General features: G+C 69.1%; 23 protein-coding genes, 2 tRNA genes and 1 pseudogene. 14 read left to right on the plus strand and 12 right to left on the minus strand.

All coding sequences use genetic code 11. The annotated features are described in order from the left end of the window. Positions 1 to 213: 213 nt before the first annotated feature. Positions 214 to 558, minus strand: coding sequence for a hypothetical protein (locus tag ACWCHM_RS28425; protein ID WP_204958384.1), 345 nt, complete (start codon positions 556 to 558; stop codon positions 214 to 216). 100 nt (positions 559 to 658) lie between these two features. On the opposite strand from ACWCHM_RS28425, the gene ACWCHM_RS28430 reads away from it, so the two are divergent. From ACWCHM_RS28430 to ACWCHM_RS28440, 3 genes are all read left to right on the plus strand, one after another. Next, entirely contained in the window at positions 659 to 1,420 is a 762-nt protein-coding gene (locus tag ACWCHM_RS28430) for an HAD-IA family hydrolase (RefSeq protein WP_454220510.1), read from the plus strand. Between the two features lie 273 nt (positions 1,421 to 1,693). Further along, the gene (locus tag ACWCHM_RS28435) at positions 1,694 to 2,368 is read left to right on the plus strand and encodes a hypothetical protein (RefSeq protein WP_454220512.1); all 675 of its coding nucleotides are present in this window, start codon (positions 1,694 to 1,696) and stop codon (positions 2,366 to 2,368) included. Beyond that, the gene (locus tag ACWCHM_RS28440; RefSeq protein WP_454220513.1) at positions 2,365 to 4,440 is read left to right on the plus strand and encodes an NACHT domain-containing protein; all 2,076 of its coding nucleotides are present in this window, start codon (positions 2,365 to 2,367) and stop codon (positions 4,438 to 4,440) included. Before ACWCHM_RS28435 ends, ACWCHM_RS28440 begins: the two co-directional genes overlap by 4 nt. Here the strand turns inward: ACWCHM_RS28440 and ACWCHM_RS28445 are convergent. Both ACWCHM_RS28445 and ACWCHM_RS28450 read right to left on the minus strand, forming a co-directional pair. Continuing rightward, positions 4,426 to 4,761: a DUF952 domain-containing protein gene (locus ACWCHM_RS28445; protein WP_454220514.1), complete on the minus strand. Its 336-nt coding sequence runs from the start codon at positions 4,759 to 4,761 to the stop codon at positions 4,426 to 4,428. The two genes, ACWCHM_RS28440 and ACWCHM_RS28445, sit on opposite strands and share 15 nt — an antisense overlap. 446 nt (positions 4,762 to 5,207) lie before the next feature. Continuing rightward, a complete protein-coding gene (locus ACWCHM_RS28450) occupies positions 5,208 to 5,486 on the minus strand; it encodes a GntR family transcriptional regulator (RefSeq protein ID WP_454220515.1) in 279 nt (92 codons plus the stop codon). A 198-nt stretch (positions 5,487 to 5,684) separates the two neighbouring features. On the opposite strand from ACWCHM_RS28450, the pseudogene ACWCHM_RS28455 reads away from it, so the two are divergent. Next, positions 5,685 to 5,957: pseudogene (locus ACWCHM_RS28455) on the plus strand (hypothetical protein); the annotation flags it as partial. 523 nt (positions 5,958 to 6,480) lie between these two features. Here the strand turns inward: ACWCHM_RS28455 and ACWCHM_RS28460 are convergent. Next, entirely contained in the window at positions 6,481 to 6,897 is a 417-nt protein-coding gene (locus tag ACWCHM_RS28460) for a hypothetical protein (RefSeq protein WP_454220516.1), read from the minus strand. A gap of 364 nt (positions 6,898 to 7,261) precedes the next feature. Then, a complete protein-coding gene (locus ACWCHM_RS28465; protein ID WP_454220518.1) occupies positions 7,262 to 8,119 on the minus strand; it encodes a sigma-70 family RNA polymerase sigma factor in 858 nt (285 codons plus the stop codon). 229 nt (positions 8,120 to 8,348) lie between these two features. Here ACWCHM_RS28465 and ACWCHM_RS28470 point away from each other — a divergent pair, with 229 nt between their 5' ends. From ACWCHM_RS28470 to ACWCHM_RS28505, 8 genes are all read left to right on the plus strand, one after another. Continuing rightward, positions 8,349 to 8,675 (plus strand): hypothetical protein, encoded by a 327-nt coding sequence (locus tag ACWCHM_RS28470; protein WP_454220519.1) that lies wholly within the window; start codon positions 8,349 to 8,351, stop codon positions 8,673 to 8,675. Between the two features lie 419 nt (positions 8,676 to 9,094). Continuing rightward, entirely contained in the window at positions 9,095 to 9,370 is a 276-nt protein-coding gene (locus ACWCHM_RS28475) for a hypothetical protein (RefSeq protein WP_454220520.1), read from the plus strand. Next, positions 9,370 to 9,606 (plus strand): hypothetical protein, encoded by a 237-nt coding sequence (locus tag ACWCHM_RS28480; protein ID WP_454220521.1) that lies wholly within the window; start codon positions 9,370 to 9,372, stop codon positions 9,604 to 9,606. Before ACWCHM_RS28475 ends, ACWCHM_RS28480 begins: the two co-directional genes overlap by 1 nt. A gap of 382 nt (positions 9,607 to 9,988) precedes the next feature. After that, a complete protein-coding gene (locus ACWCHM_RS28485) occupies positions 9,989 to 11,077 on the plus strand; it encodes an FtsK/SpoIIIE domain-containing protein (RefSeq protein ID WP_454223197.1) in 1,089 nt (362 codons plus the stop codon). Then, positions 11,074 to 11,982 carry a hypothetical protein gene (locus tag ACWCHM_RS28490; protein ID WP_454220522.1) on the plus strand — a complete coding sequence of 303 codons (909 nt, stop codon included), beginning with the start codon at positions 11,074 to 11,076 and terminating at the stop codon, positions 11,980 to 11,982. Before ACWCHM_RS28485 ends, ACWCHM_RS28490 begins: the two co-directional genes overlap by 4 nt. A gap of 146 nt (positions 11,983 to 12,128) precedes the next feature. Beyond that, on the plus strand, positions 12,129 to 13,421 hold the full coding sequence (locus ACWCHM_RS28495) for a replication initiator (RefSeq protein ID WP_454223198.1): 1,293 nt from the start codon (positions 12,129 to 12,131) through the stop codon (positions 13,419 to 13,421). Then, positions 13,418 to 13,600 (plus strand): helix-turn-helix transcriptional regulator, encoded by a 183-nt coding sequence (locus tag ACWCHM_RS28500; protein ID WP_454220523.1) that lies wholly within the window; start codon positions 13,418 to 13,420, stop codon positions 13,598 to 13,600. Before ACWCHM_RS28495 ends, ACWCHM_RS28500 begins: the two co-directional genes overlap by 4 nt. Before the next feature lies 1 nt (position 13,601). Next, positions 13,602 to 14,828 (plus strand): tyrosine-type recombinase/integrase, encoded by a 1,227-nt coding sequence (locus tag ACWCHM_RS28505; RefSeq protein ID WP_454220524.1) that lies wholly within the window; start codon positions 13,602 to 13,604, stop codon positions 14,826 to 14,828. A gap of 61 nt (positions 14,829 to 14,889) precedes the next feature. On the opposite strand, the gene ACWCHM_RS28510 is transcribed toward ACWCHM_RS28505, so the two are convergent. The 6 genes from ACWCHM_RS28510 to gyrB form a co-directional block, all read right to left on the minus strand. Continuing rightward, a tRNA-Ala gene (locus tag ACWCHM_RS28510) sits at positions 14,890 to 14,965 on the minus strand. Between the two features lie 32 nt (positions 14,966 to 14,997). Further along, positions 14,998 to 15,126, minus strand: a complete 129-nt coding sequence (locus ACWCHM_RS28515; protein WP_211291697.1) for a DLW-39 family protein — start codon at positions 15,124 to 15,126, stop codon at positions 14,998 to 15,000. A gap of 49 nt (positions 15,127 to 15,175) precedes the next feature. Next, positions 15,176 to 15,249 (minus strand) — tRNA-Ile (locus tag ACWCHM_RS28520). A gap of 276 nt (positions 15,250 to 15,525) precedes the next feature. Beyond that, positions 15,526 to 16,401 carry a DUF3566 domain-containing protein gene (locus ACWCHM_RS28525; RefSeq protein ID WP_421489755.1) on the minus strand — a complete coding sequence of 292 codons (876 nt, stop codon included), beginning with the start codon at positions 16,399 to 16,401 and terminating at the stop codon, positions 15,526 to 15,528. Between the two features lie 4 nt (positions 16,402 to 16,405). After that, positions 16,406 to 20,188: an intein-containing DNA gyrase subunit A gene (gyrA, locus tag ACWCHM_RS28530; protein WP_454220525.1), complete on the minus strand. Its 3,783-nt coding sequence runs from the start codon at positions 20,186 to 20,188 to the stop codon at positions 16,406 to 16,408. A 121-nt stretch (positions 20,189 to 20,309) separates the two neighbouring features. Continuing rightward, positions 20,310 to 22,256, minus strand: a complete 1,947-nt coding sequence (gene gyrB / locus ACWCHM_RS28535) for a DNA topoisomerase (ATP-hydrolyzing) subunit B (protein WP_204958378.1) — start codon at positions 22,254 to 22,256, stop codon at positions 20,310 to 20,312. Positions 22,257 to 22,784: 528 nt separating this feature from the next. On the opposite strand from gyrB, the gene ACWCHM_RS28540 reads away from it, so the two are divergent. Further along, positions 22,785 to 23,369: a hypothetical protein gene (locus ACWCHM_RS28540; protein ID WP_204958377.1), complete on the plus strand. Its 585-nt coding sequence runs from the start codon at positions 22,785 to 22,787 to the stop codon at positions 23,367 to 23,369. Positions 23,370 to 23,387: 18 nt separating this feature from the next. Here ACWCHM_RS28540 and ACWCHM_RS28545 read toward each other — a convergent pair whose 3' ends face one another. Further along, a complete protein-coding gene (locus ACWCHM_RS28545) occupies positions 23,388 to 23,864 on the minus strand; it encodes a MarR family winged helix-turn-helix transcriptional regulator (protein WP_281901615.1) in 477 nt (158 codons plus the stop codon). 50 nt (positions 23,865 to 23,914) lie between these two features. On the opposite strand from ACWCHM_RS28545, the gene ACWCHM_RS28550 reads away from it, so the two are divergent. Next, entirely contained in the window at positions 23,915 to 24,181 is a 267-nt protein-coding gene (locus tag ACWCHM_RS28550; protein WP_239485264.1) for a hypothetical protein, read from the plus strand. Positions 24,182 to 24,183: the final 2 nt, after the last annotated feature.

Genomic DNA, 24,183 nt, shown 5'->3' on the forward strand with positions numbered 1-24,183 from the left:
GCCGTCGACGCCCGGACCGGTGCGGGTGGCCGTCGCCCGGCCGGTGGGGCGACGGTCGGCGCTCCCGGCCCGGTCACGCTCGCCGGCCAGCCGGGGACGACGTCGCGATGCCGCCTCACTCCGCCCGTCGGACCGGCAGGGACGGTTGTCCGGCCGGGTCGGGGCACGCTGGCGGCCGGCCGCGCCGGGTCGCTGGAGGGTGACCCGGCAGGACTATTCCGCCGGGTCCGGTGCCGTCGCGGGCCGCCCGCCCGTCGGGGCGAACGACGCGCGTGGCGGGCCGGTCTCCGCCCAGCAGACGCCGCCCCGGAACTCGACGCCCGGGATGGTGTCGACGACCCGGGTGACGTCCGCGACGGAGGCGAGCGCCCGGGTGAGGTCAGCCCGTAGCTCTGCGCTGGCGGACGGCAGGTCGTCCTCCTCCTGCGCCCAGTCGACGTCGGCGGCGTGCAACTCGGCGACCGCGTGGTCGGTCAGCGCGGTCGGGTCGGTCACGGTGACGTCGATCCGGCAGTAGAGCTGGAGACGGCGGCTGCCCGGGTCACCATCGGTCGTCATGCGGCTCAACGGCTGACTGCTCCCATCGTGTGGAGGCTAGGGGATGCCCGCCGACCGTGCCGCCCCGCGCGGTCGGTCACCCTGCTGGAGAATTGCCGGCATGCTCCGCTCGCCGCGCGCCCTCCTGCTGGACTTCGGCGGTGTCCTGGCCGATGCGCCCCCGCAGCCGCCCGCCCCACCGGAACTCGTCCGACGGCTCTCCCGGCTTGTCGACGGCGCGGTGTCCGAACGGCAGATCGCCGCCGACCTGACCGGGGGCGCGCGACGGTACTCGGCCTGGCGCGACGACGCGGGCCGGACGGCCGACCCGGTGGAGCTGCCGCACGCCCGGGTGTGGGCGGAGTTCGTCACGGCATCGTGGCCCCGCCCGGCCCGCGACGCCGTCGACCGTGAGGCGACCCCCCTGTCGTACGCCTGGACCTGGCGGGCGGACTGGGCGGTGCGCCCAGGTATCCCCGAGGCGCTGGCGGCGGCCACGGGAGCGGGCCTTCCGCTGGCCGTGGTGAGCAACACCCTCTGCGGCGCCGCGCACCGGGATTTCCTGGCCGCCGAAGGGCTGGCCGGGTCGTTCGCCGCCCAGTTCTACAGCGACGAAGCCGGTCCCCGGAAGCCCAACCCGCGCCTGGCGCTGCTGGCGGCGGAGGCCGTCGGGGTTCCGATCGGTGACTGCTGGTTCGTCGGGGACACCCTCGGTCGGGACGTCGAGTGCGCCCGCCGGGCCGGGGCGGGGGCGGCGATCCTGATGCGTTCCCCCCGCACCGACCGGGAACCACCACACCCCGCGGTCACCCCGGACGCCCGGGTCGAGGACGGCCACGGCCTGCTCGACCTGCTACGTCTGGCCCGAGGCTCCGCCGGCTGAGGAACGACCCGCCCGCATCGTGACGTCCGGGGTGCCGGAGGTACCACCCACGACATCCCGCATTTTGGCGGGTTCTCCTTTGCCATCGACTGGTAGGAATTCCGCGACCGGGCAATGTTGCCAGCGAAGGGTGGAATGGTGGCTGACGCGGGGAACCCGACCCGACACGTCGTCCTCATGGTCGACATCGAGCGTTACAGCGGGCGGAACAATGTGCTCCAACACCGCGCACAGCAGGCACTGGCAGAAGTCATGCGGGCGGCCTGAGAGGAGTTGGGCATCGTGCTGCCCGGGACGTTGCGCCAAGACAACGGTGACAGCCAGCTCGCGGTCCTGCCGCCGGAGACGAGTGAGCGGCGGGTCCTTCGGATCGCACCGCTCCTGGACCGGTTGTTGCGGGAGCACAACCAGGGCCTGTCCGCCGAGGCCCGGGTCCGGGTGCGGGTCGGCGTCCACCAGGGGCTGGTCCATCTCGACAGCGCGAACGGCTTTGCCGGCAGCGCTGTGGTGACCGTCTGTCGACTGGTCGACTCGCCGCAGCTCAAGAGCATGCTGCGCCGCTTTCCCCGGGCGGAGGTCGCGCTGGTCGTGTCGGATCTGATCTATCAGGACGTCGTCCGCCAGTATCAGGACCTGCCGCAGGATCAGTTCCTGCCGATCACCGCCAGCCTGCCGGACAAGGGTTTCGCGGCCCCCGCCTGGGTCTTCGTGCCGGGACAGGATGCCGCCGCATCGACCGTGCCGGACGCGTTCCCCGCCGATCCGCAGGAACGGACGGACCTGAACCGGGTGGACCGTCCTCAGGAGGTCGGCACGCCACAACCGCCGGCTGCCGGGCAGGTGTTCCAGCACATCACGTCGCACGGACCGGCCGCGTTCGGCAACGGGAACACCGTCACGACGTACGGTTCCGCCGACGACACCCGTCCGGGGCGGTCACCGCGGTGAGTACCGTCGACCCCCCTGCCGACCAGCCGGAGGAACCCCCCGTCCCGGCCCCGGGGAACGTCTACTCCGGGAACACCTCCCACGGGCCGACCGCCTTCGGTGACCACAACACCATCAACCAGGTGAACTACGGGAGCGTTCCGCCCACCCACTCGAGCGACGTCCTGTTGTCGAAAGCTCTGGAGACCCTGGCCGACGAGGTGGCGGTACGACGTCAGCGGGACGAGGAACGCAGCGGGGTGCTCAGCCGCCCGCTGCCGGTGCGATGGGCGGCAACCGAGGTCGCCGAGGCGTCGATGGGCGAGGTCACCTGGTCGTCGCTCGGCCTGACTCCGGCACAGCCTCCCACCGGCGGCCTCGACGATCTCGCCGACCTGCTCACCCACCGGCTACCCCATCGCCGTCTGGTGATCCTCGGTGCGGCAGGGTCGGGCCGGACCGTGCTGGTCACCAGGCTCGTCAGCACCCTGCTCAAGGAGCGGCTTCCCGGTCAGCCGGTCCCGGTGCTGTTGCCCGCCGGGACGTGGAACCCGGGCAAGCAACTCCTGCGCGACTGGATGGCGGAGCAGTTGGCCGGGGACTACCCGCATCTGCGAGCGTCGGTGCCCCTGTCCGGACCCCGCAAACGCCTCTTCGGCAGCCGTAGACGCCGGACGCTGGCGGCCTACCTCGTCGACAGGAACCTCGTGCTGCCCGTCATCCAGGGCCTGGACATGATCGGTGACGGGCTACGCGAAGAGACGATGAACGCGTTGCACGAGCTGGGGTCCACGGTCCCGCTGGTGGTGACCAGCCTCGTCGCGCCGTACCGGAGGGCGGTCGAGAGCGCGGAACGCGGCCTGTCCCGCGCCGCGGTGGTCGAGGTGTTGCCGCTCGCCTTTGCCGACATCCGGGGGTACTTCGCCCCCGAAGGGGTGAACAGTCGGTGGGGGCAGACGTTTCTCGATCTGGATGCCGATCCGGAAGCGCCGTTGACCAGAGCCCTGCGCACGCCGTTGCTGGTCTGGCTGGCCCGCACCACCTATGCCGGTGCCGCCGCCGACCCACGCGAGTTGTGCGACCGGGTCCGGTTCCCCGATCAGGCCGCCGTCGAGAATCACCTCCTCGACGGTCTGGTGTCGGTCGCCTATCCACCACAGCCGACGCCGGCCCGTCGGCGGGACACGGACGAGACCTGGCATCCCGACGATGCGAGGAGTTGGCTGCGCTTCCTCGCGCGGCACCTGCGCGACACGGATACCCACGAGATCGCCTGGTGGCAGCTGCACCGGACAATGCGGTTCCTCAGGCCGGCGCAGTACGCGGTGACGAATCTGCTGTTCTGGGCGTCGGTGTGGCTCGTCCACGGCAATCTCATCGTTACGGTCCTGTTCGCGGCCGTGACCACGCCGGTTGCGGTGAGTGAGCGACTCCGGACCCGACTCGGCTTCGTGCCGGCCACGCCGATCCACCGGGTGCAGGTCAGTGGACGCCGGTTGCGGCACCTCCTTCGTACGACATCCGTCAGGCTCATGCTGGCGTCCTTGCTGGCCGGCTCGGGAGTGGTGTTGTGGTACCTGTCAGGTGACAGCCTGCCGGGCATCATCGGTGGGCTCGGCCTGATGGCGTCGGCCGTGGTCGTTCCCGTCTGGAGCCTCCACCGACACAGGGTCCACGACCCGTCCCGCGAGATCGTGATCGCCGAGGATCCCGCCCGCGCGGACAACCCCCTCGCCACCTTGCGGGCCGACCGCAGATCGGTGCTGGCACCCGCTGGCGCCCTGCTTGTCGCGGGGGCCACCCTGGCGCTGCTGTTCGGTGGTGGACTGCGGTCCCCGGTCGCCTACATGCTCGCGTTCGCGATCGGCTGGGTGGGCTACGGCGCCTGGACCGAGTATGCGATCGCGCGGGCCGTCCTGGCGATGCGGGGTCGGCTGCCCTGGCGGACGATGGCCTTTCTCCGCGACGCGGCCGAGCGGGGCGTACTCCGCCAGGTCGGTGCCGTCTACCAGTTCCGTCACCCCCGGCTTCGCGATCGGTTGGCCGCCGACCCTCCCGCACCGCCACGTCCCGACCACCTAGCCCCGCGGTAGCGCGCCGTCCACGGACGACGCGCCCGGCACCTGGTGGACCGCGACGACAGCATCGAGCGGCAGAGCCGAGTAGACGTGCGGGAAGGGCTCACCGTCGGGGACGCCCTCCCAGCGCACCGCCGCGCCGAGAAGCCGGGCGTCGAGAGCGGCGACCACAAGCGCCGGCTCCTGCGCGAAGAACCGCAGCGCGGTCGCACCCACCTGCTCGCGCGAGGAGCAGTGGATGAAGCCGCTGCGGTGGTCGAGCGGTGAGCCGTCGAAGCGGCCGCCGGCCTCGAACTCGGCCCACTCGGCGGGCAGCAGGATCTTGTAAATCAGCACAGCCCAGGGTGGCAGACGGCCGGGTGATCCGCAGCCACCGCAACCCGTCAGCCTGGCCGAAGTTGGTCTGCGCCGGCGAAGGTACACGTGGGTTGTCCGGCCGGCGTCGGGTGCTGCACGTGCCCGGTATCCCGCGCCTGTCCGGCCCGGCGGCTGCCGCTGTCGATCGCTTCCGCCTGCTATGCCGGTGGCGTGACCGGCCGCCAGGCTGCACGGGCCCCAGGACCTGCGGCCATCATGTGCCCGTTGATCTTCACGAGCTGTAACGCCTGGTCAAGGGTGATGCTGGTGGAGCCCAGGGGACTCGAACCCCTAGTGCCTAGAGACGAACGGAGATCGTCTCAAATCGGATGGAGCCGACCTCCGACCAGGGCAGGAGATGCCAGCGCCTCACGGCGTCTTACACCCGTTTCCAGGCTCGGTTGTGCCAAATCTGTGCCCGATGATCATGCTTCGGACATCGAAGGCTGTTGACCATCCGGCTTGACGAACGTTCCGCGTTGCGGCACCACGAACAACACGCCCTGGTCCACGAGTACCGCGATCGCGCGTCGCACGGTCGCCCGAGCAAGGCCGTACTCCTGGACAAGCTGAGACTCGGACGGGATAGCCCGGTTGGGCTGCCAGTCACCCCGACGAATCCGGGCCGCGAGGATGCCGGCCAGTTGACGATACGGCGGCAGTGGCGCGCCGTGATCGATGTCAGCGTCCGGATCGGGCTCCATGCTTCTGACGCTAGAAGTCCTCCCATGATCGGCGTCGACCTTCTACGTATCTAGACGTAGGCAGTCCAGCGTTGGTACGTTGCGGCTATCCCGCTGTGCTGGTCGTGGAGGCCCGAACCCGCCCCGGTGCGGCGGTCCCCTGCCCGGCCGGTCTCCTCCGACACCGGTCGGGCAGAGCCACCGCAGGGAGGGAAGAGCATGTTTCCTGACGCACGGGGCCTTCCCCGTCTCCAGCCCCCGACGCCGGGTGAGGAACTGCTGATCAGCCGGGAAGCATCGGTGCAGTTCGCGAGGACACCGGCGTTCGTGTTCCGGGTGATCTCGGTCTGCCCCCGGCCCACCTATGACGGCTGGGCGTGGGTGACCGGCTACCAGCTCGACGGCCAGGGCCAGGCCGTCACCAAGCGGGAGATCTTCGTGCGGCTGGCGGGCCTCAAGCGGGTCCGCCGTTCTGATGGGCGCCTGACGTCGGGCTCGGCTTTCGTGTCACGGCCGAACACCCGGTGGACACCGCCACAGCAGCGCCTTTGACCTGACCCCGACCAGCCACGCAGCCGGCCCCTGGTCGACCACCCCGCCCACCGCGGCTCCCCACCCCCTTCCCAGGTGCCGGTTTTGAACTGACCTGGACGGCGGTAGGAGCTGGCACGGGGGGTCACCAGCTCGGGCACCGCGACCGCCGCCCCCATGCTTGGGGCTTGCCGGTTCTCCCCCGCGCGGCATTCTCGGAGCCCAGCTCCGGCGGCGGCCCGTCGTAGCGCCGGGGTACACGGGGGTTGTCCGGCCGGCGTCGGGCGCTGCGCGTGCCCCGGCATCCCGCGTGCGTCCGGCCCGCCCGGCTGCGGCTGTCGATCGCTCCTCTTGCTACGCCGTGCGCCGGGGCGTGACCGGCCGCCAGGCCGCACGCGCGCCCCGGCGCGAACACGGCGGCGGGCCGCAGGCCCGCCCTTGACCAAGTAAAGAAAGTCTGAACACACTACGCCCCGGCCACGCGCTACAGGTGACAAACCACCGCCGTGGCGTCGTCCCGGTGCTTATACCTCGGCCAGATCAGACCATCGGGATCACGGTCCTCATATTCGCGGGTGGCCGCAATCAGGGCGGATGGGCCTTGCTCGTAGGCGAAGGTGAGTAGCCCGGACCAATCCATCGCACTGAAATCGGTAACGAGAAGAGCGGCACCATCTGACAGCAGGGCAGCGCCGCGCACGTCGTCCACAACTCCGGAAATCGCATGAGCAGCGGCCGACGGGTCAACCTGCGCCACCCAGTAGCCACCGGGCCGGTTTCTCACCTGTTGCTGCTCGCGAATCAGTGTGAAGAGCGCACTTTTATCACTCTTGTCCTTGCCGGAACTGGCGGCCCGCGCACTATCCGATGCGAAGGCTTCAACCGACTTGTCCTGCATCACCAACGGTCCGCCGTTGTTCCGATCAAGCACTATCACGGAATCCGAGAGAACGAGATACTCTAGCGAATCCCCGACGTGCCTCACCATTGCCACTGTCGAGCACGGAGAGCCAGGGTGGTCAAGGTCGCAGGACTCACGGTGCATGGCTGCTACGGCATCGATGGACTCCGCTAGTACCTCCTCCAAGCCTCGACCAGAGCTACCCGCCAGCCACAACAGCTTGCTTCCGAGCTGGTGCACGTACCAGGGCGTTCCATGCACGCAGCCTGTCTCCGACGCCTCAGAGAGTCCGTCAAGGACTACGGCAGTGCTCGTCGTGGCTCCGGCCCAATCCTCGTTCCTGCCGTCGGGACGTCCGGATTCACTAGCTACGCTTACGTGCACTCTTCCTCCCGGGCTGATGGATTGGTGCCAGCAGTTCCGCCCGCTGAATCTGGCGCGATTCAGGTTCCCATTCACACTCGACCAGACATGACCAGCGAGTAGCCTTCACGTCCCGATACAGGTCACCTAGCTCCTGTTCGAGATACATTGCCGCACCCTGACCGCCTGGCGCATGAATTCCAGCCATGTAAAGCCAGTAACCCCGCCCGTCCGGCCTCGGTAGGCGACCTAGATAGGCGTAGTCACCGGGCTTACCCGAATCCTCTGGGGAACGGTACTGACGTCCGGTCGCCTTATCGTAGAGATACCAGCCATCGGAATCCTGCTCGAATCCGTAACGCTCATCTGCTGCAAGCATTTGCGCAATCAGCGGTGACCGTCGCGGACCGCAGATCACCACCAGGCCCTCACGGTTGAGGTCAATCAGCCCGGGAGGAACGATGTACTCGACCCCGGCGGGCTCCAAGCCAGTTCGGCGAACGGTGCGGTTAAGGATCTCGATGGCGGCTGCGTGCTCCTGGTGCACGACCGGACGCCCAGACCCGCTCTCCTGCTTGGTGTCGACTGCGAACGTCACGGTCGACCCCTCCGAGAACAGGATGCGCTCCGGGGCTCTCTTCGGCGCGGCGCTGAGCTGTGACAGCCGTGCGCGACTTACGCCTGCTTTGTCGGCAATCTCCGCCAACGTCATACCTTGGCTGCGCAGGTAGTCCACGGCGTCCCGGCGCAGCTTGCCGAACTCAGCGATCGCAGCCTGATAGTCGGCCATCGCCTCGGTTGCCAGCCGAACCCGATCCAGCGGGTCCGGGGTGTCTCTGACCCTCTGTAGCTCTTCCACAGACTCTCCCTCCGGGGTGGTGAGGCCAGTCTAGTAAGGGGGGTTACGGAAACCTAGAGTGGCCCCTTGACGAAGACGGAAGCCCGACTTACGGTTGTGGCGTAAGGGGGGTTACGGAGACGCCTCCAGACCCCTCCGAGCCTGGGCACCGCTGTATTCGCCCTACTCGGACCCACCAAAGGCAACGACGTCCGACCACCTGAGGGTCGACCGAAGGAGAGAAGCCCAGATGCGGAACATCCCTGTGAACCTGTCCGGCTACAAGCTGCGTGTGGTGGAGGAGCCGTCGATCAAGGCGGATCAGGAGGGGAAGGTGCTCACGGCGTACGGCACGAACGACCCGCTGTTCACGGTGGCGGTGTTCGCCAAGCCGGTGGCGACGGAGGACGGCTACCGGGGCAAGGGCGAGGAACTGAAGGTCACGCTCTCGGCTGACCCCGGCCAGGTCGAGGAGGGGGAGCTGGTGGAGCTGATCGGGCCGACGGTGTCGCACTGGGAGCGGGATGGTCGGTCGGGTCTGACGTGGAAGGCGCAGGGCCTCAAGACCGCGCGGTGAGTTGGTCGCGTTTCTGATCGTTCGCCCCGCCCCTGTGTGGTGGGTGACCCGTTCGAGTCGGGTCGGGGCACTTTGTCGAGGCACTGGGCCACCTGTCGGTTCATCCTCGGCTGCATGTTCTTTGAGAATTCCACAGTGGATAGAACCTTGCCTAAAACAGGTTGATATCACTATTCGAGAGTTGAAGGGAGGTTGCTATGTCTGATTTCGAGTTGGCTCTTATCGGGTTGCTGATTCTGTCGGTTTCGGTGAACGTCGGTTTGATTCGTCGTGAGACGCGTCGGTGGCGTCGGGTGTGGCGTCTGACGGGCCGGGAGTGACTGCCTGGTCGGTGGTTTCCATCCCTCCCGGGTGCAGGTTCCCGGGGGTGGGTGGTGTCCACCGATCGTGTGGGCTTCCGTGACCGGAAAGGGGCAGGTGTGGATTTGGTGCCGGAGTTGGTGAAGTCGATGACCGGCCGGCGGCGGTACGAGGCGCTGGTGGGCAACGTGCAGGGCCTGGCGATGCTCCTCGACGGGGCGAAAAGCCTGATCAAGTCGTGTGAGCCTCCGCCGGGGATGGTGTATCAGTTCGCCGCCCGGGTCGAGGATCTGGAGGAGGCGCACGGGCAGGCGGTGGAGTCGCTGCTGGCGTTCCAGGTGCGGGTCAAGACGTATGAGGCGGATCTGATCGCCAAGCCGTGGAAGGTGAATTGATGTCGTACCGGGTCACTGACACCTACGACGGGGTTGATCAGGCGATGCGTTTGCTGCGCCGGTCGATGAAGGGAATGCCGGAGCGGTACCGCTACATGAAGCACTACGACGAGTTGCGTCGTTCGGTGGCGGTGCTGCTGATTCTCCTCGAAGAGGCCACGCCGTGGCTGGAGGAGACCGAGAAGGCGAAGCGGGCGACGACGCTCGCGAAGAAGATGCTCGAAGGGGTCCGCTGACCGGCGGTTGTTCGACGGAAAAGGCCCGGGTTGGTAATCCGATCCGGGCCTTTTCCATGCCCAAATACGCCGGTATTGGAATTGCATCCGATTTGGTGAAGGTAGGTGCGGAATGGGTAAGCGTGTTCGGGGTTGGGAATGGCGTGTGGCGGGGTGGGCTGCCAGGCACCCCGGGTTCGTGGCGGCTCCGGCCGCTCTGGGCGCGGGAATGCTGGAGTTCGGGCCGGCGACCACGGGCGGCGTGATGGCCGGTGCGATCGCGGCCGGGGTGGGCTGGTACCGGGGTCACCCGGACTCCTGGGAGCTGGTGGCGGCCCCGAGGTTGCGGGCGGTGCGGCGGCGGTGGCTGTCCCGGGCTTACCTGGGGCCGTGGTGGAGCCGGGTGGTGGAGGCGTGCAACCTGGTCACGGTCCACCGCACGACGGGCGTGATCAACGTGCCCCGGATCATCCGCGTCCGCTCACACTCCCCGTCCACGGAAACCGTCTACGTGCGGCTGCTGCTGGGGCAGACGCCGAAGATGTGGGAGGAAGCCGCCGACGCTCTGGCGGTCGCGTTGCAGGCGGAGCGGGTCGGCGTCGAGCGGGTGCGCCCCCAGGTGATCGCGTTGGTCGTCCAGCGCAGCGAGCCGTTCACGGAGCCGATCATTCCGCCGGACCTCCTGGGCGACTCGGACGCGGTGGACCTGTCCCGGGTGTACCTCGGGGAAACCGAGCACGGCACCGATTGGGTTGCGCCGCTGCTGGGTCAGCACTGGCTTGTCGGCGGGGCCTCCGGGTCGGGGAAGAACTCGGTGACGTGGATGGCGTTGCGGGCGTGCGCGCCGCTGATCCGTGACGGCCTGGCCCGCCTGCACGTGGTCAACCCCAAGGGCACCGAGTTGAACGCCCTCCAGCCGGTCTCCCACCGGTACGCCGAGACCGACGGCGACATCGTCGACGTCATCCAGGGCTTCTGGGCCACGATGCAGGAACGCAAGCGCACCTTGGCCGAGCAGGGCCGGCGGACCTTCGCTATGTCCCGGGAAACCCCGCTTGACGTCCTGGTCCTTGACGAGTTGGGCGCGGTGACCGGGTACGGCGACCGGTCGTTGACCAAGGGCGTTCAGGCTGTTCTGCCGCTGATCCTGTCGCAGGCTCGCGCTCTGGGTGGCAGCGTGGTCGGCGCGCTCCAGGAACCCACCAAGGACGTCATCCCGCAGCGTGACCTGTTCTCCCTGCGGGTGTGCCTGCGGACCACGTCGGCCGGGCACGTCGACATGGTCCTCGGTGAGGACATGCGCCGCCGGGGTGCGCTCGCTGATGAGATTCCGAACGTGCCGGAGTCGGCGGGGATCGGGTTCGTCGTGAAGCAGCGTTCCCGTACCCCGGTGCGGGTCCGGGCCGCGTACTGCGACGACTCCGACATCGCCGAGCTGGTGCGTGTCGCTGGCTGGCCGGTGTCCGAACTCGCCGCGACGGGGCAGCGATGAGCGACGTGCCGGAGGGCGCCAAGCCGGCTCGTCCGCCTCGGCCGGTCCGCAAGCTGTCCCGCCGGCTGGACGTGGCGCGGCAGCTTCACGACCTGGAGCAGGATGCCGCCGCGCTCGACATCGTCGACATCGAACGCCTTCGGGTGTCGGTGACCCGGTCGCTGTGGGTGTTCCTGGCGGTCGGGTCGGTGTTCACCACCACCGGCGTTCAAGACTTCCTGGCCGGGCACCTCACCCCGGCCGACCCGGTGTGGTGGGGCTGCTGGGGCGTGGAGCCGTGCCTGGTCGGCATCCTCATCACGATCCTGCGATGGGAAGCCGCGATGATCGCCCGGAGCATCGACATCGACTCCGGGGCCGTCGACTGGCTCAAACGGTTCCTCCTCGGCTCGACGCTCGTGATGAACGTCGTACCGGCGGTCTGGCCGCGTGAAGGCTCGATCAGCGCGGGCATGCTCGCCGCGCACATCATGGTGCCCGTCCTGGTGTTCTTCCTCGCCGAAGTCATGCCCATCGTGCAAGCGCGCTGCACCCAAGCACGCCGGGCCATCGTCCTGACCAAGCCTGACGCCAAGGTGTCCGAACCGACCGTGTCGGCTCCGGCTGCGGTGGTCGACGTCCCGACCGTTCCGGTCATGCCCCAGCAGACCACCCCCACCCCGGCCCCGGTCCCTCGGGCGGAGACTCCGCCCCCGCCCCTGCCCCCGGCTCCGGCTGCGGTGGTGGAGCTGCATGGGCTGGGCATCCCGGCCGGAATGCAGGCACAGATCCGGCAACTCGTCGCGGACTCGCCCACTCCGGTGACGGCCGTCGACGTCCAACGCGCCACCCGCCTACCGCTGCCGATCGCGGCCCGGGTCGTCGACCGGCTCACCCCGGTCACCGCCAACGGCTACCAGCACTGACCTTCACTCGCTACGGCCTGCCGTGCCCCTCCAGACAACCAGGGGCACGGCAGGCCCGTCCCTGGAGGAATTCCATGTCATCACCACCCCGCACGCCCCAACGGGCGTACGACGGGCACGACGCTGAGGCGGCCCTGTCCCGGTGGATGCGGTCGCCGGCGTACAAGGAATGGCGGGCCGGCGTCGAGAGCGTCAAGGGCTGCCTCCAGCCGGTCCGCCTCGTCGGCAAGTGGGAGGTCCGCCACCTCGGCACCGGAGACCTGATCACCGCACGGCAGGGCCGGGTGTGGGCCTCCTGCGGCACCCGCCGCGCCGCCGTCTGCCCGACCTGCGCCGACCGGTACGCCGCCGACGCCTGGCACCTCATCCACGCGGGCATGTCCGGCGGCAAGGGCGTCCCCGACACCGTCGCCCGGTCAACCCGCCTGTTCGTGACCCTCACCGCCCCGTCGTTCGGCACCGTCCACAACCGGCCCGGCAAGCGGCCCTGCTCCTGCGGACGCTGGCACCCCGAAGGGCATCCGCTGCTCGGCAGTCCGCTTGATCCGGGCACCTACGACTACGTCGGGGCGGTGCTGTGGCAGGCCCACAGCGGCCAACTCTGGCACCGGTTCACCATCGCCCTACGCCGAGCCGTCGCCGCCGCCGGTGGCCTCACCGTCCGCGCCTCCGGAGCACACCTGCGGATCTCCTACGCCAAGGTCGCCGAATACCAACGGCGCGGCCTGGTCCACTTCCACGCCGTCATCCGCGCCGACGGACCCTCCGGACCCGACTCGACACCCCCCGCCTGGCTCACCCCCGACGTGTTGACCGACGCGGTCCGTACTGCGGCTGCCGCCGTCGAGCTGGACACCGCACGACCCGACGGAACCGCGCTGGCCCTCCACTGGGGCAGCCAGGTCGACGTCAAGGACATCACCGCCACCGACATCGACATCGATGGCGGAGACGACGGCGACCAGGTCGTCAACGACACCCGCCTGGCCGGCTACATCGCCAAGTACGCCACCAAGGGCACCGGGGCCACCGAAACCGGAGACCGACGCATCCGCTCCCAGGAACACATCGCGCTCCTACGGGTGTCCGACCACCACCGGGCGATGATCCAAACCGCCTGGGACCTCGGCGGCCTCGACCAGTACGCCGAACTCAAGCTGCGCCACTGGGCGCACATGCTCGGGTTCCGGGGCCACTTCCTCACCAAGTCCCGCATCTACTCCACGACCTTCAAGAACCTCCGCGCGGAACGTCAGGCCCACCAGCTCCGCACGGCGCTGACCGATGCCGGGCTGCCCGAGGACACCGACGTCCTGGTCGCCAACGACTGGCAGATCCTCGGCATCGGCTACGACACCCCCGAGCAACTCGAACTCGCCGCCGCCATCGGCGACCGCATCCGGTCGGCACGACAGCAAGCCAGAAAGGAACCCCGATGAACGCCACCCCCGAACGGCTCTGGAGCGTCGCCGACGTCTCAGCGTTCCTCGGCATCCCGGTCGGCACCCTCTACCAGTGGCGGCACCGCCGGATCGGTCCCCGCGCCTCCCGCGTCGGCCGGCACCTCCGATACGACCCCGCCGACGTCCGCGCGTGGCTCAACCAGAAGGCGGCCTGACATGGCAGTCGATGACCTGTGGTACCTGACCAAGCGCGGGCCGGATGGTAAGCGGCTTCCCTCGAAGCGGCACGGCCGGGGCAAGCGGTGGCGGTGCCGGTACGAGGATGCCAGCGGCCAGGCTCGGGAGCGGTTGTTTGAGCGCAAGGTCGACGCTGACGACTTCGATGCCCGTGCTCGTGCCGGTGTGGCCGAAGAGGCGAAGGTGCAGCAGTCAGAGCGTCACCTGACCTTCAAGGAGTACGGCGAGCGCTGGCGTCTCTCCCGGGAAGTCGGCTGGGCACTGGAGACGCGGAAGCGGGTCGAGTCGAACCTTCGATGTCACCTGTACCCGGTCTTCGGTGATCGGCCGTTGCGGGCCATCCGTCTGACCACCGTTCTGGAGTGGTTGACTCGCCGGCTGGGCGAGGGCACGCCGAAGTCGTCGCTGAAGCTGTACGTCGAACTCCTCGACGCGGTGCTCAGCGCTGCGGTCACCGACAAGCTGATCCCGGACAACCCATGCGACGGTGTGAAGCTGGCCCAGGTGCTCCGCGGCTTGACCCACGCGCCGAAGTGGGTGCCCACCGAGGATGAGGTTCTGGCGCTCCTGGACGTCGTGCCGGCCCGATACCGGGCGGCGGTGTGGTTGGGTGCCGGCCAAGGCTGCCGGTTCGGTGAAGCCCTCGGAATGGAGCACAGCGCACGCTGTGTCGACCAGGATCGGGGAAAGCTGCACATCATTCAGCAGTTGCGGTACGCGCCCCAGGAGTACGGCGGCTTCTACATCTCCGAGCCGAAAGCGGGTTCCGCCGGAACCATCGATCTCGACCCGGTCGTCGGCCAGATCCTCACCGAGCATGTCCAGCAGTTCCCGCCCGTGCCCGTCGACCTGGTCGACATCACCACGGGCGACCCGGTCCGACGCATGGTGCCGCTGCTGTTCACCACCAGTCGCGGTAACCCGTTCACGGACCGAACCTGGTCCCGGGAGTGGGCGGACTGGCGAGACGCCGCCGGCTGGCCGAAGGAACACGGCACGTTCCACGCCCTGCGGCACTTCTTCGCCACGACCCTGATCACGAACCACGCCGAACCTCAGGAGGTGCAACGGCTGCTGCGGCACAAAACGCTGCGGATCACCTTGGAGACGTACGTGCACTGGTGGCCGAAGCGGGAGCGTCCGAAGGGCTTGGTCGGCGCAGTGCTACGGGCGGCAGGTTCCAGAGGGATTCAAGATCAATCCTGACCTGTGCCCATCGTGTGCCCGTTGATCTTCACGAGCTACAACGCCTGGTCAAGGGTGATGCTGGTGGAGCCCAGGGGACTCGAACCCCTAACCCCTGCCTTGCAAAGGCAGTGCTCTGCCAGTTGAGCTAGGGCCCCGAGGGCGGGTCGAGCCGCCGGGTGCTGGCTGGTCAGCGCAGGTCGGGCGAGGTGGTGGCCTCGTGCCAGAGGGCGCGCTCGTCGTTGGATTCTTTGACCTTCTTGGCCACCACAGCGGCGACGCCGATGATGCCGACCAGGAACAGAAGCTTCTTGAACATGGGGCGACCCCTCGCGCTCGACTCGACTGCCCGTCGGAACGGTGTGCGGTGGGGCTAGCTGGAATCGAACCAGCGACCTCAGAGTTATCAGCTCTGCGCTCTAACCGACTGAGCTATAGCCCCGCGTGGCGACGAGCAAGATTAACCCATCGCGTCGTCCGCTCCCAAATCGGGGTGGCCGACGCTCCCGCGCCTTCCCGACCGTACCGGTCGGCCCGCGACGGGGCGAGCCCTTTCCGCCCGGTCCCCGGGCCGGAGATCGACTCCGTTGAGCGGAGACAGCGGTATCGGGGCGGCCTGGACCACGGCTGGATCGACCCACGAGCGAGCGCCCCGAGCCAGGCGGAAAGCACGACGCCGGGGCGGCCGCTGTTCGCGGCGCCCCGGCGTCGGGTCGGATCAGTCGCGCTCGGCGAGCGTCAACTCGATCCCGCCGACCAGGTCGGCGCAGACGTTGTAGACGAACGCCCCCAGGGTGGCGAGCGCGGTGAACAGCACCACGTTGACCAGCCCGACGAGGGCGGACGTCAGGATGACGCCCTTCGCGGTGATCTGGAAGCCGCTGTCGGTGCCCTGCCCGCCGCTGGCGCTGACCAGGTCGGTCAGGCTGTCGTTGACGCTCTGGAACACCCCCATCGCGTCCAGCGCGAGGTAGAGCACCGAGGTCGCCACGACCACCACGATGAAGAGCACCACGGAGACGGCGAACGCGAACTTCATCACGGACCACGGGTCGATCCGCTTGAGGTTCAACCGGGCCCGGCGCGGCCCCCGGGAGGCGGCCGAGCTGACCGAGGTACGCGCGGCGCGTACCGCGTCACCCACCCGCGCCGCACCGACGGCGGCCGCACCACCGATGCCCGGGGGCAGGCCGCCGCCGTTGGCGGGTCGGGTGGTGTCCGGGCTCGGCCGGAAACCGCCGATCTTCGGCTGGGTGCCGGTCGTGGACGGGGAGGTCGCGGCCCCGACCGTGATCGGCTGTGTCGTGTTGCTCGACCGGCCCGCCGCAGCCACCGGCTGGGTGGCGGACGAGGGCGCATCGGTGCCGCCCGTCGGCTGGGGCTTGTCGGTCGTCCCCGAACCCTCACCGGGCTTGTCCGGCGGCGGTGCCATGCCGGGTGCCCGGGTGAACTTCGGGGCAGGCGCGTCGGCGGGGACGGTGGCCCGACCCACGGCGGCGCGGCCGGCGGGGGTTGTACCGCTCTTGGCGGCCTCCTCGTCGACCGGGGTGGCCGAGGTCCCCTTGTTCCCCGACTTCGCCTGTGTCTCCGTCATTCAACTAGTCCTGTTCGTCAGGCTCGTCGGCATTGCGAGCAATCGCCACGATAGTCACGCCGTCCGGGAGGTCCATCAGCTTGACCCCCATTGTGTTCCGGTCACGGGTACGGCGTACAGGCTTCACCGGAGTCCGGATGACGCCGCCGTTGCTGGTGATCGCGAACAGCTCGTCGTCCGGGTCGATCACGACCGCGCCGACCAGACCACCGCGGCGCTCGGTGATCTTCGCAGTCAACACGCCCTTACCTCCCCGGCCCTGGACCGGGTATTCCTCGATGGGGGTGCGTTTCGCGTATCCCCCGTTCGTGGCCACCAGGACGTCCAGGCCCTCCCGGACGACCTCCATGGCCAGCAGGACGTCGTCGTCGGTGAAGCGCATGCCGATCACACCCGAGGTGGCCCGGCCCATCGGGCGCAGCGCCTCGTCGGAGGCGTTGAACCGGATCGCCTGGGCCTTCTTGGAGACGAGCAGCAGGTCCTCCTCCGGCGCCGCGAGCACGGCACCGACCAGCTCGTCCTCATCGCGCAGGTTGATCGCGATGACGCCGCCGGACCGGTTGGAGTCGAACTCCTCAAGTCGGGTCTTCTTCACCAGGCCGTTTCTCGTGGCCAGTACCAGGTAGGGAGCCACCTGGTAGTTCGGGATTTCGATGATCTGCGCAATCTGCTCGTCCGGCTGGAAGGCGAGCAGGTTGGCCACGTGCTGGCCCTTGGCCACCCTACTGGCCTCGGGCAACTCGTACGCCTTGGCCCGGTACACGCGGCCCTTGTTGGTGAAGAACAAAATCCAGTCGTGGGTGGAGCATACGAAGAAGTGGCTGACAATGTCGTCCTGCCGCAGCGTCGCGCCGCTCACTCCCTTGCCGCCGCGCCGCTGTGAGCGGTAGAGGTCGACCTTGGTGCGCTTGGCGTACCCGGTGCGGGTGATGGTGACCACCACGTCCTCGCGGGCGATGAGGTCCTCCATCGAGACCTCACCGTCGAACGGGACGATCTTGGTGCGCCGCTCGTCGCCCCACTTCGCGACGATCTCGCTGAGCTCCTCGGAGACGATCTTCCGCTGCCGCTCCGGCTTGGCGAGGATGTCCTTGAGGTCGGCGATCTCCAGTTCGAGCTTGGCCAGGTCGTCCAGGATCCGCTGCCGCTCCAGGGCGGCCAGCCGGCGCAGCTGCATGTCCAGGATCGCGGTCGCCTGGATCTCGTCGATCTCCAGCAGCCGGATCAGGCCCTGCCGGGCGTCGTCGACCGTGGGCGACCGCCGGATCAGGGCGATCACCTCGTCCAGCGCGTCCAGCGCCTTGGACAGACCGCGCAGGATGTGCGCCCGCTCCTCGGCCTTGCGCAGCCGGAACGCGGTCCGCCGCCGGATCACCTCGATCTGGTGCTCGACGTAGTACCTGATGAACTGGGCCAGGTTGAGCGTGCGCGGCACCCCGTCGACCAGGGCCAGCATGTTGGCGCCGAAGGTCTCCTGGAGCTGGGTGTGCTTGTAGAGGTTGTTCAGCACCACCTTGGCGACCGCGTCGCGCTTGAGCACCAGCACGATCCGCATGCCGGTACGCCCGGACGACTCGTCCCGGATGTCGGCGATGCCGCCGAGCTTGCCCTCCTTGATCAGCTCGGCGATCCGCTCGGCCAGGTTGTCCGGGTTGACCTGGTAGGGCAGCTCGCTGACCACCAGCGCCGGCCGGCCCCGCTTGTCCTCCTCGACCTCCACCACGGCGCGCATCCGGATCGACCCGCGACCGGTCCGGTACGCGTCCTGGATGGCCGACTGACCGACGATCAGCCCGTGGGTCGGGAAGTCCGGACCCTTGACGATCTCCAGCAGCGCTTCGAGGGTGGTCGCCTCGTCGGCCTCCGGGTTCTCCAGGCACCACTGCACCGCCGCGCCGATCTCGCGCAGGTTGTGCGGCGGGATCTTGGTGGCCATCCCGACCGCGATGCCCTCGGAGCCGTTGACCAGCAGGTTGGGGATGCGCGACGGCAGGATGGTGGGCTCCTTGGCCCGGCCGTCGTAGTTGTCCTGGAGATCGACGGTGTCCTCGTCGATGTCCCGCAGCATCTCCATCGCCAGCGGGTCGAGCTTGCATTCGGTGTTGTGGCTGACGAAGCCGTCGGAGACGAAGGAGTGGTCCTCGGTGTCCACCCGGACGCTGTAGACCGGCTGCACCCCCGCGTCGGTGATCTCGGTCACCTCGGCGTAGTAGAACCGGCCGTCGACCAGCGGCTCGACCACGTCGAGCACCCCGGCCTCGGTGATCCGGGCGGCGATCTCGTCGCGGTCCCGCTCCCAACGCTCGATGCGGTCGACGTTGTGCCGGCGCAGCCAGTCGCGCTCGGTCCAGCGGGTCGCGCCGTGCTCCCGGATGAAGTCGCCCACCAGCGGCACATGGTCGCTGGACAGCGCCGTGCTGCTCGCCGGCGCCTGAGCCAGCTCGGACTCCAGCTTGGCCTGCTTACGGCCGAGGAAGCCGACGTGGGTGGCGAAGATCCGGGCGTCCCGGCGGTTGGTCACCACGACCTTGATCTCGCCGTCGTCGTACCGGGTCTGTCGGCTGATCACGCCGAACTCCAGCAGCAACTGCTGGACCTCGCGGGCCAACCGCTCGCTGCGGGTCGAGTACGAGACCTGGATGGTGTTGCGCGGCAGCAGCGACGAGGAGCCGTCACCCTCGAAGAGCGCCTGGAGGAACGCCCGCTTGATCGCGGCCGGCCCCTGCCACACGAACTCGGGCACGAACTTCGCGGCGCTGCGCGCTCCGGCCAACTCGCCGAGGATGCTGGCGCGCAGCGCCGACAGGTCCTGTACGTCCAGCTCGTGCAGGGTGCTGCCGGAGGCGATCACCCGCTCGCTGACGTACCGGGGGCCGCCGACGGCCAGGTCGTAGGCGGCGACGACGCGCAGGAAGTAGTCCCGGTCCACGTTGTTGAAGCCCGCGCGGGCCGCCGACACCCAGCCCTCCGACACGAACGCGCCGGCGAGCACGGCCGCCTCGACGTGTTCCAGCGTCGGGTAGCCGATCTCGTCCGGCACCGTCCGCTGGAGCACCACCCGGTCGCCCGGGGAGATCTCGGCGAGCAGCTTCCACAGCAGGGTCGGCACCCCGGCCACGTCCACCAGGCAGAGCACCGGGTGGTTGTGGGTGCCGGTCAGCTCGTACCCCTCGCGGGTGCGCAGCCGCAGCGTCGGGTGCTCGCCGGAGTGGAAGAACTTCGACGCGCGGACCAGGTCGCCGTTGCGGTCGCGGACCTTGAGGTCGACGTCGGTCTCGCTGCTCGGCGCGACGCCCGGCACGATGTCGCCGAGCCGCACGCTGCCGTCGGCGGTACGAATGCGGACGTCTGCGGTCAGGCAGTAGCGCATCGCGGCAGCCGGATCGTTACCGGGCGAGCCGAAGTTGCCGTTGCCGTCGACCAGCGGGTAGCGCAGCGCCCAGGGCTGGGCCATCCGGACCAGCGCGTCGTAGATGGCCGAGTCGCCGTGCGGGTGGAACTGCCCCATCACGTCCCCGACGACCCGGGAGCACTTCACGTAGCCCCGGTCCGGCCGGTAACCCGAGTCGTACATGGCGTAGAGGATCTTGCGGTGGACCGGCTTGAGCCCGTCCCGGACGTCCGGCAGGGCCCGCCCGACGATCACGCTCATCGCGTAGTCGAGGTACGAGCGCTGCATCTCGACCTCAAGCCCGACCGGCTCGATCCGGTCGTGCTGGACGACCGCCGCGAGTGGTGTCTCGGCGGTTTCCGGCTCGTTCGGGGTGGACTCGGGAGTATCGGTCACTGTTAACCCTTATCAGACTCAGAGTCGTGTTCGTGCTGTGGATAACGCTGTGGAAACCGGCCAGGCTGTGGATAACCCGGTGGACGACGGCCGGCCGGTGCGGCACCGGCCGACCGGGCCGTCAGATGTCGAGGAACCGCACGTCCTTCGCGTTGCGCTGGATGAACGAGCGGCGGGCCTCGACGTCCTCACCCATCAGCACGCTGAACAGCTCGTCGGCGGTGGCGGCGTCGTCGAGGGTGACCTGACGCAGGGTCCGGGTGGCCGGGTTCATCGTGGTCTCCCACAGCTCGGGGTAGTTCATCTCGCCGAGACCCTTGAACCGCTGGATGTCGTCCGGCTTGGCGTTGGGCTTCTTCTGCTGGCGCAGCGCGATCAGCCCGTCGCGTTCCCGGTCGGAGTACGCGTACTGGGCGTCGTCGCCCTTCTTGTTCCACTTGATCTTGTAGAGCGGCGGGGCGGCCAGGTAGACGTGGCCCAGCTCGACCAGCGGACGCATGAAGCGGAACAGCAGGGTGAGCAGGAGCGTCTGGATGTGCTGGCCGTCGACGTCGGCGTCGGCCATCAGCACCACCTTGTGGTACCGCAGCTTCTCCATGTCGAAGTCGTCGTGGATGCCGGTGCCCAGCGCGGTGATCAGCGCCTGGACCTCGTTGTTCTTGAGCACCCGGTCGATCCGGGCCTTCTCCACGTTGAGGATCTTGCCGCGGATGGGCAGGATCGCCTGGGTACGCGGGTCGCGACCCTGCTTGGCCGAGCCGCCGGCCGAGTCGCCCTCGACGATGAAGACCTCGGACTCGCGCGGGTCGGTGGACTGGCAGTCGGCCAGCTTGCCGGGCATCGAGCCGGACTCCAGCAGCGACTTGCGGCGGGCCAGCTTGCGCGCCTGTTGGGCGGCGATCCGGGCCCGGGCCGCCTGGGACGCCTTCTGGATGATGGTCTTGGCCTCGGCCGGGTTGCGGTCGAACCAGTCGACCAGCCGGTCGTTGCAGACCCGCTGCACGAAGCTCTTGACCGGGGTGTTGCCCAGCTTGGTCTTGGTCTGGCCCTCGAACTGCGGGTTGGCCAGCTTGACCGAGATGATCGCGGCCAGGCCCTCGCGGATGTCCTCGCCGGAGAGCTTCTCGTCGCCCTTGAGCAGCTTGCGGTCGGTGCCGTAGCGGTTGACCACGCTGGTCAGCGCGGCCCGGAAACCCTCCTCGTGGGTGCCGCCCTCGTGCGTGTTGATCGTGTTGGCGAAGGTGTAGACCGACTCGCCGTACGACTCGTTCCACTGCATGGCGATCTCGACCGACATGCCCTCTTCCTCGGCGGCGAACTCGACGACCGTCTTGTGCATCGGGTTCTTCGAGGCGTTGAGGTGCCGGACGAAGTCGGCGATGCCGCCCTCGTAGAAGAAGGTGACCTCGCGGGGCTTGCCCTCCTCGCCCTCGGCGACCCGCTCGTCGAGCAGGTGGATGGACAGGGCCCGGTTGAGGAAGGCCATCTCCTGCAGGCGGCGGTAGATGGTCTGGAAGTCGAAGTCGACCGTCTCGAAGACGTCCGGGTCCGGCCAGAAGGAAACCGCCGAGCCGGTGCGGTCGGTGGTCTCGCCCTTGTCGAGCGGCTCCGGCTTGGAGTTGTGGTACTTCTGCCGCCACACGTGGCCGGACTTGTGGATCTCGACGGCCATCCGGGTGGAGAGGGCGTTCACCACGGAGACGCCGACGCCGTGCAGACCACCGGAGACCGCGTACGCCTTGCCGTCGAACTTGCCACCCGCGTGCAGCACGGTCAGCGCGACCTCGACACCCGGCTTCTTGAGCTTCGGGTGCAGGTCGACCGGGAAGCCACGGCCGTTGTCGGTGACCCGGACCCCGCCGTCGGCGAGCAGCACCACGTCGATGGTGTCGCAGTAGCCGGCGAGCGCCTCGTCCACCGCGTTGTCCACGACCTCCCACACCAGGTGGTGCAGGCCACGCTCGCCGGTCGACCCGATGTACATGCCGGGTCGCTTGCGGACCGCCTCCAGCCCTTCGAGGACGGTGATCGACTCTGCGCCGTAATCCTGCTTGTCCTGCGCTGCCACCCTCGGCCACTTTCTCGCACCATCCGCGCCGGGGCGCGGGGGCGCGGGTTCGGCGGACAGGACGCGACGTCGGCGTGCACGGACGACGGCCCCGCAGGGCCGTCGCGGCTCGTGCGCGCCGGTCGCCGCGGTTGCCCGCGGATCGCGATCGGCCAGACCCGACCCGGGACGTTGATCAGGAGCCGGTGAGGGCCCCTGTCCGTCGCACCGCGTCAGGTCGTCGTCTCAGCGTCAATCTTACTGTGCGCACACGACAGAACCGCCACTCGGCACCCCTTGAAGGCGGCTCAGACCCTCGTAGCCGGCCGAATCTCGCTGTCCGCGACTCCCCCTACACGCCCCGGTCCGGCTTCCGTGCCCGCCGCCACCGGATCGTCCGGCTCGCCGGGTGGCACGGGGTCGCGTCGGGCGGTGGTCGTACCGTAGCTTTGCGGCGCGCGACGAAGTCGCTCGTCTTGATCTTTTCCACCCGTAACCGGGACGATGGACCCGATCGATCCGACACGTGCTCTCGAAAGGTGACACCAGATGGGGCTGGACAATGTCGCGGTGCACTGGCCGCGGACCGGCCGCTTCTACGATCCGGTCGCGCCGGCCGAGTTCGTCGACTTCGGCGAGATCGTCGACATCCCCGGCATCTCCGCGCCGACCGCCGCGCTCGCCGAGCACATCGCCAAGACCGGCACGGTCCGGGCGACCGCCTACACCGAGCTGGTCGACCTGATCCTCGGGCTGGAAAATGTGCTCTACGCCACCGACGCCGCCGCCGAGGACGAGGACCCGGTGATCGACCCGGACGGCTGTGCCTGGATCGCCGGCGGGGTGGAGAAGTTCGTCGCCCAGCACCGGCCGCACGGCGAGACGGTGACCTTCGAGTCGGTCAGCGACGTGCTCCGCGCCCTGCTCGGTGACGGCCGCCTGGCCGAACAGCAGTTGCGCTGGCTGGGCAGCCGGCTCGACCGGCTGCGCGACGAGAACGGCGACCCGCCGCAGTGGGACTTCACCTGCGCCGAGCTGGGCGTGCTGGCCGCCTTCTACCGGCGCTGCGCCGACCGGGGGTTCGCGATCTACGCCGACGCCGAGCCCGGCCGTCGTCCCGGTCCGCAGCCCTGAGCCGACCCGGCAGCGGGGTCAGCTGTCCGGCGGCGTGGGTGCGGCGGTGACCGCGCCGTTCGCGGCGCCGATCACCCGGGTCAACGCCGCGTGCAGGTCGCGTAGCTCGGCCAGCGGCAGCCCGAGCCGGGCGACGACCGCCGGCGGGATCTGCTCGGCGCGTGCGCGCAGCGCCCGACCGCTTCCGGTGAGCGACACGGCCAGGCTGCGTTCGTCGGCCGGGTCCCGCTCGCGGCGCAGGTAGCCGGCCACCTCCAGCCGCTTGAGCAGGGGCGACAGCGTGCCCGGGTCGAGTTGCAGCAGCCGGCTCAGCTCCCGGACCGACAGCGGCGCGTACTGCCAGAGCGCCAGCATGACCAGGTACTGCGGGTGGGTGAGCCCCATCGGCTCCAGCAGTGGCCGGTAGACCGCGACGACGCCCCGGGCGGCGACGGAGAGCGCGAAGCAGACCTGCTCCTCCAGGGCCAGCGGGTCCCCGTCGGGCTGTCCGTCCACGTGTGCACCTCCTCGTCGCCGTTGCGATGCTACCAACGATTGGTGTACCAATGGTTGGTACACCAATCGTCGAGGAGGGGTCGGTGCCGATGAGCGAGGACAAACCGGCGGCGAAGGCACCTGGCGAGGGTGGCCGGCTGCTGGCCTGGGCGTTCAAGAACCTGGCCGGCCCGCCGGAGGTGGCCGGCGCGGTGCAGGGCGGCTCCCGGCAGGCCCGCGACGCCTGGAAAGAGGACCTGGAACGACGCAAGCAGTGGAGCCGCGAGCAGCGCGAACGCAAACGCGCCGAGCGGGAGGCCCGCCGCGCCGAACGGTGAAT

Source organism: Micromonospora sp. SCSIO 07396, from assembly GCF_053667945.1.